This window comes from Anaerospora sp. (genome assembly GCF_032013335.1).
Classification (GTDB): Bacteria; Bacillota; Negativicutes; order Sporomusales; family DSM-15969; genus Anaerospora.
Genome location: NZ_DALZUO010000006.1, coordinates 167,480 through 185,688 on the forward strand (window position 1 = coordinate 167,480; position 18,209 = coordinate 185,688).

Below are 18,209 nucleotides of genomic sequence, written 5' to 3' on the forward strand. Positions count from 1 at the left end.
ATCCGTAAGAGAGAATAGACCGTACTTTTCAAAATGCAAGGTGGAGAGAGTTTTGGCTGATTTCAAATACAACAAAGGTTTGCTGGCGCTTATGCTGATCGGCCTGGTTGCTGCTCTGATGATTAACTGGCAGCGGCATACGGTAGAGGAGAATAGCAGCCGCGTTGAGCTGGTCATGGATTACGAAGACATTATGGAACTTGCCCATACTGAAGGTGAGTCTGCCAATACATTGTTCCAGCAATTTAAAGATGCCGGGATTACAACACTGGCGGTGTATGACACTACGCTGGAAAAGCTGCACAGTGACGGTAAGCTGACCGTATTGTCCGGCGTAGATGTGCTGGAGAAAAACAGAGTCCTGCAAAAGGCGGTTTCTTCGTCAAAAATTTATATTTTCGGTAATTCCCCGGCTGTTGCAGATGACACTTATACGGAAGTGAAAAGCGATTTACTACGCCGTCTGGGAGCAGAGCGGGTAAGAGAAATACCTGACCCCAATACCCGTGTCATGGAAGTAGACGGTAATGTTGAAAAAATGGTCAAATGGAATTTGGGCCTGTCGCGGCAAGAAATTCGGGAAGCTGCTGGCAAAGGCTTTTTTGTCATGCTTCGGCCTACGAATTATACCAAGGTTAAGCCTGATGACGTGAATTCGGTTTTTGAGCGCAGTGAAGGCGTAGACAATGTTTCGGGCCTGATGTTTGTCGGGGACGAAGTGCTAGGCTTTCCCGATCTGCTGCCATTGACCGCTGAAATTATGAAAAAGCGCGACATGACACTCGGGCTTATCGAGCATCCGCTGCAGCTGCAGTTTCTCCGTCAGGAAGGACTGACTCAGCTGGCCGTACTGCTCAATTACCAGGCTGCCCGTGTATATGTAATACCCAAGGATGAGCAGCCTAAGCTGAAGATCAACGAAGCGATTCAACGCTGGGTAGTTACTGATCAGGAACGCAATATCCGCATTAATTTGCTGCGTAAATATGACAAGGCTGAAGGTAATCGCACGGTCATTGAAACAAATCTGGACTATGTGAAAGGTATCAAGGAAGGCTTGCTGGAGAAGGGCTTTGTACTAGGGAAAGCCAGTACGTTTCCTGCCTATTTCCCAAACCCAATGCTATTGGCGCTGGTTATATTGGCGGCAACCGCTGCCGGAGTATTATACCTAACTCTCGTATTTCCTTTCCCGGCACGGGTTCAGTATATTTTGCTGGTCTGCCTGGGAGCGGTACTGATCTTCCCTGTTTTCAAAGGCAGCGGTACGCTGGTTAGGCAAATGGCAGCGCTGGCAAGTGCTATCATTGTACCTTCACTTGCTATGACGTGGCAGCTGGACCGGTGGCGCAAGCGTGACATGGCTAAGTCGGTTTCGCTTGGCCGCGTCATACTGGACGGTGCGGTCAGCCTGACCTTGACCCTGCTGCTATCCTTGGTAGGCGGCATGTATGTAGCCAGTCTGCTGGGAGATGTGCGGTTCTTGCTGGAAATGGAGATTTTCCGCGGTGTAAAAGCAACGTTTGTTATGCCGCTGGTATTAATTACGTTAACTTATCTGACCCGTTTTCCCCTTGTTGGGGCGCCGGTTCGTTCTTCCCGTGATATCTGTGATCAGGCGATCTGCTTCTTAAATTATCCCGTGCAGATTAAGACACTCCTGGCCGCTGGTGCAGCCGCTGTCGTTGCGTGGGTCTTTATCGGTCGCTCCGGGCATACTGCTGGTGTTCCTGTACCGGCAATCGAGTTAAAACTGCGGGCTTTTCTGGAACAAACCATGTATGCCCGCCCCAGAGAAAAGGAATTTCTAATCGGCCACCCTGCCTTTATGATAGCTGTTATGGCTGTATACCGGCGGTGGCCGCAGGGACTTCATTACGTACTTGTTCTGTTAGCTACTATTGCCCAGGGCTCGCTTGTAGAAACGTTTGCCCATTTGCGCACACCCGTTTTTATGTCGTTTGTGCGGGCCATTGACGGCTTGGCAGTAGGCGTTGTATTTGGTGCATTAGCAGTTATTGGTCTCTGGTTGCTGCAGTACCTATCCGGAGCAGTGGGAAGGAGACCGTCAGCCCATGAGTGAAGTTGTCATCTCGGGGTACTACGGTTTTGGTAATGCCGGTGATGAAGCAATGCTGGCAGCTATGATCGAAGCACTCACTGATTTAGATCCCCAACTCGGTATCACAGTATTATCAGGTAATCCTGAAGACACCAGGCGCCGGCATGGCGTTTCAGCGGTATATCGGCTTAATTATCCGGAAATTACCCGCGTTCTGGCGAAAAGCAGCCTCTTGATCAGCGGCGGCGGCAGTTTGCTGCAGGATGTTACAAGCGACCGCAGTCTTTATTATTACCTGAGTATTATGATGCTGGCCAAAAAGCTCGGCAAGCCGGTTATGCTCTACGGTCAGGGTATCGGACCGGTGCGGGGCAGTATGGCTAAAGGTGCGATGCGCTATATTGGTAATATGGTGGATTTAATCACCGTAAGGGATGAAGGATCGCGCGAGGAATTGCGTTATTTGGGAATTACCAAGCCGCCGGTTTATGTAACGGCAGATTCCGTTTTAGCCATGCATCCTGTTGATAAGGAATTTGGCCGTTCCATCCTGCGTAAAAATGGCTTGGAAGGCGCTGCGCCGCTGATTGGACTCTCGGTTCGCGAGTGGAAAGACTGGCGTCACTATAAAGATATTTTGGCTCAGGCAGCAGATGCTATGGTCGATGAATTTGGTGCCCGTATTGTTTTTCTACCGATGCAGTGGCCCGATGATCTGGCTGTAGCCCGGAAGATTGTAGCCCGTATGAAACGGCCGGCAGTGGCTCTGACGGAAGAATATACGACCGGTGAGTTATTATCTCTGACCGGCAACCTGGAGCTTCTCATTGGTATCCGGCTTCATGCCTTGATATTTGCGGCAGTCATGCAGGTTCCGATGATCGGTATCTCTTATGATCCGAAAGTAGATCGCTTCTTAGAGACTATTGGTGACTGTCATGTAGGAACGCTGCAGTCTATTACCGTTCCTCAACTGCTAGCCAAAGTCCGCACCGTTTTGCAGCGGGAGGACCAGCAGCAGCAGGGCCATGAACGCATCAGCTTTCTCAGAGATAAAGCTTTTCATAATGCAGAACTGGCACTGGAGCTTATTCGGGATCGTTAGGAGGTAAAGGTATGGTGAACAGTTTGCGTAGCTATGGGGGAATTATTTTAGGCGCGCTGATTACAGCGGTTGCCCTGAATATGTTCTTAATCCCCAATAAGGTAGCTGCCGGAGGAGTAAGCGGGCTGGCAACGGTACTGCATCACCTCTTAGGCTTTCCTGTAGGACTGACCATGCTGTGCTTTGATATCCCGCTGTTATTACTCAGTGTCCGCGTTCTCGGTTCCCGTTTCGGTGTAAATACCCTGTTCGGAGCGGCAACACTTTCTTTATCTATTGACATATTAGCGCCTTATATTCCGGTGTTAACCGGTGATTTGCTGCTTGCATCCATCTATGGCGGGATCATGTCGGGAATTGGACTGGGTATTGTTTTCCGCTTTGAAGGTTCGACGGCAGGCACTGACCTAGTGGCGGCTATGTTCAATAAGCTATTTGGTTTTAGTGTTGGTCAGTCCCTGCTAGGCATTGATTTTTTTGTTATCACTATAGCAGGCCTGGCTTTTAGCAGCGTCGAATTATCGCTTTATGCACTTATTTCTTTGTTTTTGACAACTCAAATTATTGATTTGGTCCAGGAAGGTCCTACCTCAGCCAAGGCTTTCTTTATTATGACAGGCAAAGGAGAGCAGGTAGCCCGTGAGATTATGGATAAGTTAGACCGCGGTGTCACCTATTTACAGGCTCGCGGCGCTTATACCGGTGAAGCACGGGAAATGCTCTTTTGTGTAGTTGGCAAGCGCGAGATTACAAAAATCAAAGACATTGTTTATCACATTGATAAGCAGGCGTTTGTTATTGTAGCCGATGCGCATGAAGTCTTAGGCGAAGGATTTAAAGCATACAAAAAATAGCGGCCTGTCAGCTTAGCAGTAGAACATTTTGCTTGTAAGCTGGCGGCAGAAGATGAAGGATGAAAGAGGAGGTACATCGATGGCAAAACTTACTTCTGAACAGTTGACCTGTGTTACCAGCCGGGCAAAGGCTATCCGGCGTCACATTGTATCTATGGTGACCGGAGCTAAGTCGGGTCATCCCGGCGGCTCCTTATCGGCAACAGATATCTTGGCTACCCTTTATTTTGCAGAAATGAAGGTTGATCCCAAGCGACCTAATGATCCTGACCGCGACCGGTTTATTCTCTCCAAAGGGCATGCTGCTCCTGTGTTGTATGCAACTTTGGCTGAGAAAGGCTTTTTCTCCAGTGAAGAATTTAGTGGTCTGCGCAAAATTGACAGCATGCTTCAGGGGCACCCTGATATGAAGGGGACACCGGGCGTCGATATGTCTACCGGCTCTTTAGGACAGGGAATTAGTGCCGCCTGCGGTATGGCACTGGCTGCCAAAGTCGACGGCAAACAGCATCGTATTTTTGCCCTGCTCGGTGATGGCGAGCTGGAAGAAGGACAAGTGTGGGAAGCGGCTATGTTTGCGGCTCACTACAAGTTAGACAACCTGACAGCTTTTGTCGATTTTAATGGCTTACAGATTGACGGACGGATAACTGATGTACTGTCACCGCTGCCTATTCCTGAGAAGTGGCAGGCGTTCGGCTGGAATGTTCTGCAAATTGACGGACATGATGTTCCGGCAATTTATAAGGCCATTCAACAAGCCAAGGCCTTTAAAGGCAAGCCTACCGTAATTGTTGCCACAACGGTCAAGGGAAAAGGTGTATGTCAGATGGAAAACGTAGCCGACTGGCATGGCAAGGCACCGTCCCAGGAAGAGTGCGATCTCTTTCTCAGCGAAATGGCAATAGAAGATTAGGAGGTGTGATATATGGGAAAAGCAACTCGTGAAGCATACGGCGACGCGCTCAAAGAAGCGGGCAGCCTTTATCAGGATATCATTGTACTTGATGCTGACTTATCAAAATCAACAAAAACTAACGTATTTCAAAAAGCCTATCCGGAGCGTCATTTTAATGCCGGGATAGCAGAACAAAATCTCATGGGAGTTGCCGCCGGTCTGGCGGCAGCAGGCAAAATTCCTTTTGCCTCCACCTTTGCCATGTTCGCAACTGGTCGGGCTTATGAGCAGGTACGCAATTCTATTTGCTATCCGAAACTGAATGTTAAAATTGCCGCTACTCATGCGGGACTTACCGTAGGTGAAGACGGTGCCACCCATCAGGCGAATGAAGATATTGCACTGATGCGCGCCATTCCTAACATGACGGTAATTGTACCGGCTGATGCGGCAGAGACCCGGCAGGCTGTATTGTGGGCTGCCCAGTATCAAGGACCGGTTTATCTGAGACTTGGCCGTGCCGGTGTAGATGATATCTTTGATGAAGATTATACCTTCGAACACGGTAAAGCTGTTCAGATCGCCGAAGGCTCTGATTTAACCATTATTGCCACCGGCATTATGGTCGGACCTGCCGTAAAGGCAGCTCAAGAGTTGAAGCAATTGGGACTGAGTGCCCGGGTGCTGAATATTCATACCATTAAGCCGATTGATAAAGCAGCTATTGTAAAAGCGGCGCAGGATACGGGCGCGATTGTCACCTGCGAGGAACACAACATCATTGGCGGCCTGGGCAGTGCAGTTGCCGAGGTTCTGGTAGAAAACCATCCTGCCCTGATGGAACGGGTAGGTGTAATGGATACATTTGGTGAGTCGGGAACACCAAATGCGCTTGTTGCGAAATACCATTTAACGGCTGCTGATATAGTAAAAGCGGCGCAGAAGGTAGTGGCACGGAAAAAATAATTATCTTATCAAGAGACGACCTCGCTATGCATACACATGTATAGCGAGGTTTTTACTTTTAGTACGGGAGAGATGATATGGCGCTATGGAGAGTAATCCGTGTCGGCAGCCAAGTGGCGCGCCGTATCGTCCTGTTTATCATGGGACTGGTGGCAATGCTCAATTTGGGTCCTACTGCAACTATGGCCCTGTCGATGCTGGTATCGCTGGTGTTTTATGCTGCTGCTTTTGGCTTTCAGTTTGCGGTAGGGTTTATTATTTTGCTTTTTTTGCATGAACTGGGTCATCTTATTGCTACCAGAGTAGTGGGCATTGCTGCTACCGGGCCGTTGTTTGTGCCCTTTGTAGGGGCAGTGATCAATTTGCGCAGGGCACCTGTCAATGCCAAGATGGAGGCGAATATTGCCATAGGCGGACCGGCAATGGGAACACTTAGTGCCTTAGGCTGCCTGGCTCTGTATTTCTGGACCGACAGCATGCTGATGCTAGTGCTGGCCTATACCGCCTGCCTGCTGAATTTGTTTAATCTCATACCCTGCTCCCCGCTTGACGGCGGACGGATTGCGGTAGCTATTTCCCCACATCTGTGGTGGGTTGGCTCGATTTCGCTTGCTGCCATGTTTTACTGGACCCATAATATTTTAATTTTGGTGATTTTCTTTTTTTCTTTAGCCCGCCTATGGCAAGGTGATAAAAAGGATGGCAACGAGAAATATTTTCAGTTGACTCTTGGTCAGCGTTTGACGGTTGCCTGGTGGTATTTTGGATTATTAGCCGTTTTGGGCCTTTTAGCGTTGTATCTTGTCGAATTGCTGCACTGAATAAAGGCAGTGCAGCAGGGGAGATAAATTGGATAAAAAGAAGGTTTTTTGGGTTTGGCGTCGAAAAACATTGTACTTATGAGCATTTTGTCACTCAATCCTAGAAAGGTCGGTACAACATGATACATATGACCAATGTATCCAAAATTTACAGCAATGGTTCAGCTGCCCTTGCCGATGTTACCGTTACTATTGAAAAAGGTGATTTTGTCTTTGTCGTAGGTCCCAGCGGTGCCGGTAAGTCGACTTTTATAAAAGTGTTGTTTCGCGAAGAGCAGCCTACGAATGGCCAGATTCTTGTTAACGGCCGCAATGTAGCTGAAATTAAACCAGCTGACGTACCTTATCTCAGACGCAGTCTGGGGATTGTTTTTCAGGATTTTCGTTTATTGCCGAATAAGAATGTTTACGAGAATGTTGCTTTTGCTATGGAAGTAATTGAGGCTCCCCGCCGGGAAGTTGTCAAGCGTGTAAACTATGTGCTTGATTTGGTAGGACTTAGGGATAAAGCCAAAACGCTTCCCACACAGTTAAGCGGCGGTGAACAGCAGCGGGTTGCAATTGCCCGTGCGATCGTTAACAATCCCGTACTGGTAATTGCCGACGAACCAACAGGCAATCTTGACCCAGACACTTCCTGGGAGATTATGCAGATATTTAACCGGATTAATAAGTCTGGCACTACGATTGTTATGGTCACTCATGACAAACAGATGGTAGATGCCATGAAAAAGCGCGTTATCGCGATTGAAAAGGGCCGTATCGTTCGTGACCAGGTCAAGGGGGTTTACGGCTATGAAGATTAGGACTATCGAATATTTTATTCGTGAGGCACTTGCTTCCCTGCGTAATAATGGTTTGATGAGCATTGCTTCAGTAACGACAGTGGCACTGTCACTCTTAATCTTAGGGATGTTCCTTATTCTGGTGCTTAATTTGAATAATATGGCTTCAGCACTGGAATCACAGGTGCAGATCACTGTTTATCTGCAGGATAATTTAAATGAGCGCCAGATGCGTGAAGTAGGCACCCAAATTACCAAGCTGCCGGGCGTCACACAAGTTCATTTTCTGACGAAAGAAGATGCCATGGGACGGTTTAAAGAACGGCTGGGTGAACAGCAGGGGTTACTGACCGCGCTTGGTGACACCAATCCGTTGCCGAATTCTTTTGAAGTAAAAGTGGACAGGCCCGAGCAGGTTAAGCCGGTAGCTCAGGCAATCGGCCAGTTTAAGGGGGTTGAGAATACCCGCTTTGGCCAAGAGGTTATTGAGCATCTCTTTACGCTGACGAAAATGGTACGCGTTGCCGGACTGATCCTTATCGTTTTTTTGGCATTGGCCGCTTTGTTTATTATTTCTAATACCATTCGCATTACCGTATTTGCCCGGAGAAAAGAAATCGGGATCATGAAATATGTAGGAGCCACTGATTGGTTTATCCGCTGGCCCTTTCTTATTGAAGGGATGACACTGGGATTTGGCGGTGCACTGATTGCCGTACTGCTTTTATCCGAAAGCTATAGCCTGCTGATTGAACAGGTACACCAGTCACTGGCATTTTTGCCGCTAATTCCGAAATATCCTTTTCTCAATCACATCAGTATTGTTCTACTTATTGTAGGGACAATCATCGGAGCAATGGGAAGTACAATCTCACTGAAGCGCTTTATGAAAGTATGAGGTATCCTTATCGTCTCGGGAGGGAATTTGCTTGAAAGATGTGAAAAAATGGGCCAGGTGGATTGCGATTACTTTGGCTGCTTTGTTTCTTCTTACTTCCGTGCTGCCTGTTCTGGCGAATGAACAGGAGCTGCAAGATGTGCAGCGCCGGATGCAGCAGCAGCAGAACAAAGCTGCTCAGGCCCAACAGCAAATCAACAGTGTTTCCGAACAATTGCGGACCATCCAGGGTGATTTGGACGGGGCTCTTGCCGAGTACAACGCAATACAGGCTAAATTATCCCGTACGGAAGAGCAAATTGAAGTTAATACGGAAATTATGAAAAAAGCCGAGAAGAATTTGGCTGAACGTAGCGGAGTTCTCAATAAACGCATGCGTGATATTTATAAAAACGGTCAGGTCAGTTACCTGGACGTTTTGTTTGGCGCAAATGATTTCGGTGATTTTACTACCCGGATGGAGCTTTTAAAACGGGTGCTGAACCAGGATGTCGTGCTCATTTCCAAGGTGAAAGCAGAGCGTGAGCTGATCCTGCAAAAGAAAGCGGAGCTGGAACAGGATAAGGCTTCTATCCTTGAACTCAAACAGTCTGCAGCACAAAAGAAAAAACTGATTGAAACACGTAAGGATGAACGGGAAGCTGTGCTTGACTCTGCTATAAACGAGAAAGACACGGCAGACCGCGCATATAAAGAGTTGATGGAAACATCACGGCGCATTGAGCAGATGATTCGCAACAGCAAGCCGGGCAGCAAAGGTGCAGAGGCAACAGGCGCTCTTGTATGGCCTTATGATGGTCCGATTACTTCGCCCTTTGGCTGGAGAACACATCCTATCTTTGGTACACAGACGTTTCATACCGGTATTGACATCGGCGCCGATCATGGTGATCCTGTCGTAGCGGCTGATGGCGGTGTTGTTATTTATGCCGATTGGATGGGCGGCTATGGGAAGGCGGTTATCATTGACCATGGCGGCGGGATCTCGACGTTGTATGCCCATAATTCCCAGTTGATGGTGAGTGAAGGTCAGCGTGTGCAGAAGGGTCAGACAATTTCACTTATCGGAACGACCGGTTATTCAACCGGACCGCATCTGCATTTTGAAGTCCGTCAGAATGGTTCGCCAACAAATCCATTGAGCTACCTGCCATAAATAAGGAGAGATTATCACGCTCCGTCTGCAATTTTGCAGCGACGTGGTGATCTCCTTTTGTGTATTGGTGCATAGGTCATGCTCTTTTTACATATGCTTAGTTGCAATGTGTTTTCGTTTAGTGTCTAAAAATACCATAGGTGGTGTGTCGATTGAGTCGTCGTAAAATAATTTTCGGTGCCATAGCAATCGTAGTGGCAACCGTTCTGCTCATGTCCAGTTTGTTTGTTTATTTGCTGCAAAGTACATTAGGTGATGCAGCTGGCGCAATACGTCTGTTTAGAGCCATGCAAATCATCAAAGCCCGTTATGTGGAAGACGTACCAGTTGATACGCTGATGACCGGGGCAATAAAAGGGATGGTCAATTCCCTTGGAGATCCTCATTCCATTTATATGGATGCCAAAATGTATAAAGAGTTTATGATTGAGACGGAAGGCTCTTTTGGCGGTGTTGGCATCGTTTTAGGGGCAAAAGAAAAAGTCCTGACTGTTATTTCACCGATCGAGGGTACACCGGGTGAAAAAGCAGGTATTAAAAGCGGCGATGAAATTGTGAAGATCGACGGGCAGGATACCAAAGGACTGGCTCTTGATGAGGCGGTAAGTAAAATCCGTGGTCCCGAAGGAACGCAGGTGACACTGACCATCCGTCGCGGCCAGGAGGTCAAAGATTATACCTTAACCCGTTCTAACATTCAGATTAAGACTGTTTCCGGCAAAATGCTGCCTGATCACATTGGGTATATCCGTTTGTCCATGTTTAATGAAAACACGGGCAGCGACTTGATGAAAAAGTATCAGGAGCTGGAAAAAGAAGGCATGAAGGCTATTGTGCTGGATTTACGCGATAATCCCGGCGGCCTGCTTGATGAAAGCGTAAAAGTTGCTAATAAATTTGTGCCGAAGGGGCCCGTTGTGTCGGTTATTACCCGTGATGGACGGCGTGATACCAGTACCTCGAATCTGGAAGCAGTGAAATATCCTTGTGTGGTATTAGTCAATGGCGGCAGTGCCAGTGCTTCGGAAATTGTTGCCGGTGCTATTCAAGATACCGGATCAGGAACTTTGGTAGGCACCAAGACGTACGGCAAAGGCTCTGTGCAGACCTTGATGCGACTTGATGGCGGTGCGGCGATTAAATTGACAATTGCCAAGTACTACACGCCGAATGATCGCTCTATTAACGGCATTGGTATTGAACCGGATGTAAAAGTCGAGCTGCCGGAACACGCGCAGCCAGGACAGGAAATAAAGGATATTCAGTTGGATAAAGCGGTGGAAATTGTAAAAAGTAAAATACAATAACTGAATGATAGCGGCGGGCCAAGAGCTCGCCGCCTTTTGCTATTAAGTTTGTCACTTGAGAGTTAATGGAGGTGCAACTATTCGTGTTTCCTGTTGATCAGATTATATTTTTACTGATTCGTGGCTCTATTTCCGCTTTATTTGAACCGATGTTCTGGATGATTCTGGCTTTGGTCGGCTACCAGTACTGGCAATTGCAGCGCAATCAAATTCGTATGTTCGGTGTTTATGGATATACACTCAGGCGCCAGGTTACGCTGGCTGCCATATATGGACTGATCGGAGGGCTGGTTGGCAGTTTTCTACTCGTCTCTGTAGGGCTGACGGTCAATCAACTGGGACTTGCCTATATTTGGCCTGTAGCCCTTGTTCTGATGGCAATACATATGCGGTTTTTATGTTTTGCGTATGCTGGTGGCCTTGTGGCACTGTCAAGCGTGCTTTTTGGCTGGCCTGAAGTAAACGTGCCTCAGGTATTGTCCTTAGTTGCTATTCTTCATATAACGGAAAGTATCCTGATTTTTATCAGCGGCCGCTATAGTGCGGTACCGCTTATTATGCGACGCGAAGACGGAAAAATGGTAGGCGCTTTTAGTCTGCAGAATTTCTGGCCGCTGCCGTTGGTGATGCTCGGAGCTGTATCCATGCCGGAGGCGTCCATACCGGCCGGCGGCGTGATCGATATGCCTGACTGGTGGCCCTTGCTGCCGCTTAATCTCGAAGTGACAGAAGGCTATAAATGGATTTATGCGATGACTTCCGTTATTGCAGCACTAGGGTATTCAGATGTAGCCATTGCCAGCCTGCCGGGAGAGCGGCGCCGCCAGTCAGCCTTTCATTTGGCGATTTACAGTATTGTACTGCTGATTCTTGCTGTGCTTTCGGCCCGCTATCATTGGCTGCAAGCTGTGGCGGCCCTTGTTTCGCCGCTGGGTCATGAACTGCTCATTCAATGGGATAACCGGCGCGAATTAAACGGCGCTCCCCGTTACATACCGCCTGATGAAGGGATTATGATTCTGGACACGGTTGTTGATTCGCCTGCCCGCAAAATCGGACTGCAGCCAGGTGATATTATTTATTATCTGGCAGGAATTCCAATAAACAATGGTTATGATTTGTCGCATGCCCTCAGCTATGCGCCGCCGGAGTTTTCTGTCCAGATTAAGCGGGACAATAAGGAGCATCACTTCCAGGCCAAGTTTGCTAATGGTGAACGCCGTCTGGGGATCATACTCGTCCCTCAGGGAAATGAAGAGCATTTCGTGGAGATGAGGGATGAGAGGTTCTGGCTCTGGGAATGGCTGAAGAGAGCCGGCCGCCGATAAAGGTCCATCTGCGTTGTTGCGGGCCTTGCCGGAATCCTCACCGTACGCCCCTGTACGCCTCCGGTTCCGGCAAGGCCCACGCCTAGCATCTGAACCTTTCTCGACGGCCTAAGCTAGGAGGCCGGGAAACGGGGAACTGCGGGGACTTGCATTGCTTCGCTCGCAAGACGGGGCTGTGGTTCTTGGCTCATTTGTCATTGCGAGGAGCGCAGCAACGTGGCAATCTCTCTTTAGCTTCTCAGTCATCTGGAGCCTTCTCAATGGCCTAAGCTGAGCGACAGGAGATACTGGGACTACGGGGACTTGCCTTGCTTCGCTCCAAGACGGGACTGTGGTTCCAGGCTTGTTGTCATTGCGAGGAGCGCAGCGACGTGGCAATCTCATCTTTAGCTTATTGGCTAACTGCGAATAATTGCCAGCTTGAGCTTACGGCGCAATTGAATAAGATTATGGTATAATTACTAATGGATAATTATCATTATAATGATAAATTACTTAAATTCCTCTTTTCTTACGAACGAATGTTTGATACAATAAAAACAAACACTCGTTCTATAGGAATGATACTTTTAGATAAAGACAGGTGATCTGGTAATGGTTGTAGTGCCTAGTTTAAGTACTGTTCATAAAGAAGGGATCGTTCCTTTTGCTGTTGAGGCTCCTTTTCAGCCTACGGGTGATCAGCCTGTGGCGATAGAGAAACTGGCTAATGGTGTGTTTCAGGGAGACTGGGCACAGGTTTTGCTAGGGGCAACGGGGACCGGCAAGACGTATACGATTGCCAAGGTTATTGAAAAGGTACAGAAGCCTACGCTGGTGATTGCTCATAATAAGACGCTGGCCGCTCAATTGGCAAGTGAGTTTAAGAGCTTTTTCCCCCATAATGCGGTAGAGTATTTTGTCAGCTATTATGACTATTATCAGCCTGAAGCGTACATTGCCCATACGGATACATACATTGAGAAGGATGCTTCGATTAATGATGAGATAGACAAGCTGCGCCACTCGGCTACGAGTTCGCTGTTTGAACGGCGTGATGTCATTATCGTTGCCAGTGTATCCTGCATTTATGGTTTAGGTTCACCGGAAGAATACCGTGATTTGGTTTTGTCGCTCCGTACCGGCCAGATGCGGGACCGCAATGAAATATTGCGCAAACTGGTAGACATTCAATACGAGCGTAACGATATTAATTTTACCCGTGGCACGTTTCGCGTCCGCGGTGATACGGTTGAAATTTTTCCTGCCGCCTATGGCGAGCGGGCTATCCGGGTTGAGCTGTTTGGTGATGAGATTGACCGGATTTTAGAAATTGATACGCTTACCGGTGAGATTCTTGCCGATCGTAAGCATATTGTCATTTACCCGGCTTCTCACTATGTCACAACAAGAGAAAATCTGCAGCGGGCGGTAGCCGATATCGAGGCAGAGCTTGAAGTGCGGCTGGATGAACTGAAGGCTGAGGGCAAGCTGCTGGAAGCACAGCGTATTGCCCAGCGAACAAAATACGATATTGAAATGATGATGGAGATGGGCTATTGTTCCGGTATCGAGAACTATTCCCGTCATATTACCGGGCGCAAGCCGGGCGAATCGCCGTTTACTTTGATTGACTATTTCCCGGATGATTTTTTAATTGTCATTGACGAGTCTCATGTGACCATACCCCAGTTGCGGGCTATGTATGCCGGTGACCGGTCGCGCAAGGAAGCCCTTATTGGCCATGGCTTTCGCCTGCCATCTGCCTTTGATAACCGACCGCTGAAATTTGAGGAATTTGTTGAGCGAATCAATCAGATTATTTATGTCTCAGCTACGCCCGGTCCTTATGAAATGCAGGTAACCACGCAGGTTGCCGAACAAATTATCCGGCCTACGGGGCTTGTTGACCCGGAGATTGAAATTCGTCCGATTAAAGGGCAGATGGATGATTTGCTTGGTGAAATCAAGGAGCGGGCATTCGCGCAGGAGCGGGTACTTGTTACGACACTGACCAAAAAAATGGCTGAGGATTTAACGGAGTTTCTTAAGGAGACCGGCGTGCGGGTACGGTATCTGCACTCTGATATTGTAACGATCGAACGGGCTGAAATTATTCGTGATTTACGGGCCGGTGTTTTTGATGTGCTCGTGGGCATTAATCTGCTGAGAGAAGGGCTCGATTTGCCGGAGGTATCACTCGTGGCCATTCTTGATGCCGATAAAGAGGGCTTTTTGCGCTCCGATACTTCGCTCATTCAGACGATTGGACGGGCAGCCCGTAATGTTAACGGCAAGGTTATTATGTATGCCGACCGGATTACCGGTTCTATGCAGCGGGCAATTGGCGAAACCGACCGCCGCCGGGCAACACAGGAAGCGTATAATGTGGAGCATGGTATTACACCGCAAACCATCCGTAAGCAGGTTAAGGATCTCATTTCCCTGACAAAAGTGGCGGAAACGCCTGAAGAATATAAAACGGACCGCCTTAGCAGTATGACGCGCTCCGAAATGGTCGAACTGGCAGGCAAAGTGGAAAAAGAAATGAAACAGGCAGCTAAAAATCTTGAGTTTGAACGGGCTGCCGAGTTGCGAGATATGTTAGCCGAACTGCGTCAGCGCATTGCAGATGCCAAGCCGGATGGAAAAGAGAAACGATCCGGCTCCAGACGCAAATCCTAAATGCAGGTTTAATTCCAGGGAGGAAATTTACGTGAAAGAATATATAGTTATAAAAGGTGCCAGACAGCACAATCTTAAAAATATTGATGTAACCATTCCGCGCAATGAACTGGTAGTTATTACAGGCTTGAGCGGCTCTGGCAAGTCGTCGCTGGCTTTTGATACCATCTATGCAGAAGGCCAGCGCCGCTATGTCGAGTCGCTGTCGGCTTATGCCCGGCAGTTTCTGGGCCAGATGGACAAGCCTGATGTGGATTACATCGAGGGTTTGTCACCGGCTATATCCATTGATCAGAAAACAACCAGCCGCAATCCTCGCTCAACGGTTGGTACTGTTACGGAGATTTATGACTATCTGCGGCTGCTCTTTGCAAGAGCAGGCAGGCCCTTTTGTCCTAAATGCGGCAAGCCGATCAGTCAGCAGACTGTAGAACAGATGGTGGACCAATTGGCGGCTTCTCCTGATGGTACAAGGATGATTGTACTGGCACCGGTGGTGCGGGGGAAAAAAGGGGAGCATCAAAAGGTACTGGAAGATATTCGCAAGAACGGCTACAGCCGTGTTCGCATTGACGGACAGGTGCAGGATATAACGGATGAAATTAAGCTTGAAAAAAATAAAAAGCATACGGTAGAAGCCGTTATAGACCGGATTGTCATTAAAGAGGGCATTGCTTCCCGTTTGGCAGATTCACTGGAAACAGCTCTGAAGCTTACCGGTGGTATTGTAAATGTGGAGATAGTCGGCGATAAGGAATTGACGTTCAGCCAGAATTTTGCCTGCGTAGACTGCTCTATCAGTCTGCCGGAAATTGCACCACGGATGTTTTCCTTCAACAGCCCTTTTGGCGCTTGTCCAGACTGCACCGGCCTCGGTAATAATATGGAGATTGACCCGGCGCTGGTGATTCCCGATACAAGCAAAGCACTTATTGACGGCGCACTTGCACCGCTTAGTAAGAATTCCAATTCTTATTTCATGTGCCAGCTGGAAGCGGTCATGACTCATTATGGGTTATCGTTGTACAATACCTGGGACAGTCTGCCTGAACATGTTAAGCAGGTTGTGTTATGGGGCTCGGGAGCTGAGCGGTTTACCTTTACGTATGAAAATATGTATGGTGAGGAAAAAACCTACCATTCTGTCTTTGAGGGAGCGTTGCCGACACTCAGCCGCCGCCACCGCGAGTCAACCTCCGATGTTGCACGTGAAGAAATTGAAGAATATATGAGTTCTAAACCTTGCCCGACTTGCAAAGGTGCCCGTCTGAAGCCGGAGTCCCTGGCGATTAAGGTTGGAGGCAAGAATATATACGAAGTAACCAGACTTACGATTGCCGACAGTCAGCAATTTTTCAATAGCCTTGAGCTAACGGAACGGGAAATGACAATTGCCAATCAGATTATGAAGGAAATTCATGCCCGTTTGGGGTTCCTGCTCAATGTTGGTCTTGATTATCTTAGTCTAGACCGGGCCGCAGGTACTTTGTCCGGTGGAGAAGCACAGCGCATCCGGCTGGCTACACAAATCGGCTCAGGTCTGGTGGGGGTTCTTTATATATTGGATGAACCGTCTATCGGACTGCATCAGCGCGATAACAATCGCTTACTGGACACTCTTAAGCACCTGCGTGATATTGGCAATACCCTGCTGGTAGTGGAACATGATGAAGATACGATGAATGAGGCCGATCATATTATTGATATTGGTCCTGCTGCAGGCGTACACGGTGGCCACATTATTGCCCAGGGAACGGTTGATGAGATTAAGGCCTGCGAGCATTCGGTAACCGGTCAGTATTTAAAGGGAACGAAATTTATTCCCGTGCCTGTAGAGCGCCGTCAGCCTAACGGCAAATGGCTGGAGATTAGAGGGGCCAGGGAAAACAATTTAAAGAAGCTTAACGTCCGTTTTCCCCTGGGACTGTTTACGGCAGTAACCGGCGTATCGGGATCAGGTAAAAGTACGCTGGTTAACGAGATTCTATTTAAGGGACTGGCCAGCCGTATTTATCGCAGCCGCAGTCGCGCAGGTGAGCATGAGGATATTCGCGGTGCCGAATATATTGATAAAATTATTGATATTGACCAATCGCCTATCGGCCGTACGCCCCGTTCCAATCCTGCTACCTATACCAGTCTGTTTGATTCCATCCGGGAATTGTTCAGCCAGACCACGGAAGCCAAAATGAGGGGCTACAAACCGGGCCGGTTTAGCTTTAACGTGAAAGGCGGCCGCTGCGAAGCCTGCCGTGGTGATGGTATTATTAAAATCGAAATGCACTTCCTGCCTGATGTATATGTACCTTGCGAAGTTTGTAAAGGTGCCCGCTATAACCGGGAAACGCTGGAAGTACGTTATAAAGGCAAAAGCATTGCCCAGGTTCTGGACATGATCGTTGATGAAGGGGTAGAATTCTTCCAAAATATCCCCAAGATCCATCGCAAACTGCAAACGCTGCAGGATGTTGGGTTAGGCTATATTAAACTTGGACAGCCAGCTACCACTTTATCCGGAGGGGAAGCCCAGCGTGTCAAATTAGCTACCGAGCTTGCTCGCCGCAGTACGGGCAAAACCTTGTATATTCTGGACGAACCTACTACCGGCTTGCATACCGCTGATATTCACCGGCTCATGGAAGTGCTGCAGCGCCTGGTGGACGGCGGCGACTCCGTTGTGGTCATTGAGCATAATCTTGATGTAATTAAAACTGCCGATCACATTATTGACCTTGGCCCGGAAGGCGGCCTGCGGGGCGGTACGATTGTTGCCCAGGGAACGCCGGAACAAGTGGCGGCAGTAAAAGGATCCTATACCGGACAGTTTCTAAAGCCGGTGCTCCAGCGCGGCAAAGAGCTGGCTGAACTGGCAGAAGCAGCAGCAACAGCAACAGCAACGGTGACAGAGGGATAGAACGAAGAGGAAATTAAAAGATGAGATCGCCACGTCGTACCTCCTTGCGATGACAGTTAAGCTTTGTAGCGATATGTAGTGACCAGCCTACCTGTCATTGCGAGCGAAGCGCGGCAATCTCATTTTGCATGTAGACTGCAAGCACTATATAGCGGGGGTTATCATGAACAATAAACAATACTATGTTTATATCATGACCATTAAGTCCAAGACCGTCCTATACACCGGTGTGACAAATGATTTAATTAGACGGGTTTATCAGCATAAAAGTAAAGTATTTGAAGGGTTTACCTCCAAATACAATGTCGATCAACTTGTCTACTACGAAATCCATCAAGACATTAAACTGGCAATTGAGCGCGAAAAGCAGATCAAAGCAGGACCTAGCAGGAAAAAGCTAGAACTGATCCATATAACTAATCATGATTGGAGCGACCTTTGTGGAGCACTC

The 18,209-nt window shown here is 48.3% G+C and carries 14 protein-coding genes; all 14 read left to right on the forward strand.

Annotation, left to right across the window (positions count from 1 at the left end; genetic code table 11):
* The first annotated feature begins 52 nt into the window (after positions 1-52).
* Positions 53-2,083 carry a DUF5693 family protein gene (locus RTR76_RS07720; RefSeq protein WP_312518765.1) on the forward strand — a complete coding sequence of 677 codons (2,031 nt, stop codon included), beginning with the start codon at positions 53-55 and terminating at the stop codon, positions 2,081-2,083.
* On the forward strand, positions 2,076-3,167 hold the full coding sequence (gene csaB, locus RTR76_RS07725) for a polysaccharide pyruvyl transferase CsaB (protein WP_312518768.1): 1,092 nt from the start codon (positions 2,076-2,078) through the stop codon (positions 3,165-3,167). Before RTR76_RS07720 ends, csaB begins: the two co-directional genes overlap by 8 nt.
* Positions 3,168-3,178: 11 nt before the next feature.
* The gene (locus tag RTR76_RS07730; RefSeq protein ID WP_312518771.1) at positions 3,179-4,021 is read left to right on the forward strand and encodes a YitT family protein; all 843 of its coding nucleotides are present in this window, start codon (positions 3,179-3,181) and stop codon (positions 4,019-4,021) included.
* 79 nt (positions 4,022-4,100) lie between these two features.
* Positions 4,101-4,937 carry a transketolase gene (locus tag RTR76_RS07735; RefSeq protein ID WP_312518774.1) on the forward strand — a complete coding sequence of 279 codons (837 nt, stop codon included), beginning with the start codon at positions 4,101-4,103 and terminating at the stop codon, positions 4,935-4,937.
* Between the two features lie 12 nt (positions 4,938-4,949).
* A complete protein-coding gene (locus RTR76_RS07740; RefSeq protein WP_312518777.1) occupies positions 4,950-5,885 on the forward strand; it encodes a transketolase family protein in 936 nt (311 codons plus the stop codon).
* Positions 5,886-5,962: 77 nt separating this feature from the next.
* Positions 5,963-6,706, forward strand: a complete 744-nt coding sequence (locus RTR76_RS07745) for a site-2 protease family protein (protein WP_312518780.1) — start codon at positions 5,963-5,965, stop codon at positions 6,704-6,706.
* A gap of 119 nt (positions 6,707-6,825) precedes the next feature.
* Complete coding sequence (gene ftsE / locus RTR76_RS07750; RefSeq protein WP_312518783.1) at positions 6,826-7,512, forward strand: cell division ATP-binding protein FtsE; 687 nt, start codon at positions 6,826-6,828, stop codon at positions 7,510-7,512.
* The gene (gene ftsX, locus RTR76_RS07755) at positions 7,502-8,389 is read left to right on the forward strand and encodes a permease-like cell division protein FtsX (RefSeq protein WP_312518786.1); all 888 of its coding nucleotides are present in this window, start codon (positions 7,502-7,504) and stop codon (positions 8,387-8,389) included. The genes ftsE and ftsX overlap by 11 nt, the downstream gene beginning before the upstream one ends.
* A gap of 40 nt (positions 8,390-8,429) precedes the next feature.
* The gene (locus RTR76_RS07760; protein WP_312518829.1) at positions 8,430-9,545 is read left to right on the forward strand and encodes a peptidoglycan DD-metalloendopeptidase family protein; all 1,116 of its coding nucleotides are present in this window, start codon (positions 8,430-8,432) and stop codon (positions 9,543-9,545) included.
* 152 nt (positions 9,546-9,697) lie between these two features.
* Positions 9,698-10,852, forward strand: coding sequence for a S41 family peptidase (locus RTR76_RS07765; protein WP_312518789.1), 1,155 nt, complete (start codon positions 9,698-9,700; stop codon positions 10,850-10,852).
* Between the two features lie 83 nt (positions 10,853-10,935).
* Positions 10,936-12,180, forward strand: a complete 1,245-nt coding sequence (locus tag RTR76_RS07770) for a PDZ domain-containing protein (protein WP_312518791.1) — start codon at positions 10,936-10,938, stop codon at positions 12,178-12,180.
* Between the two features lie 594 nt (positions 12,181-12,774).
* Positions 12,775-14,844 (forward strand): excinuclease ABC subunit UvrB, encoded by a 2,070-nt coding sequence (gene uvrB / locus RTR76_RS07775; RefSeq protein WP_312518794.1) that lies wholly within the window; start codon positions 12,775-12,777, stop codon positions 14,842-14,844.
* Positions 14,845-14,875: 31 nt separating this feature from the next.
* Entirely contained in the window at positions 14,876-17,758 is a 2,883-nt protein-coding gene (gene uvrA, locus RTR76_RS07780; protein WP_312518797.1) for an excinuclease ABC subunit UvrA, read from the forward strand.
* A gap of 163 nt (positions 17,759-17,921) precedes the next feature.
* A partial coding sequence (locus RTR76_RS07785) for a GIY-YIG nuclease family protein (RefSeq protein ID WP_312518800.1) occupies positions 17,922-18,209 on the forward strand: 288 nt, incomplete at its 3' end.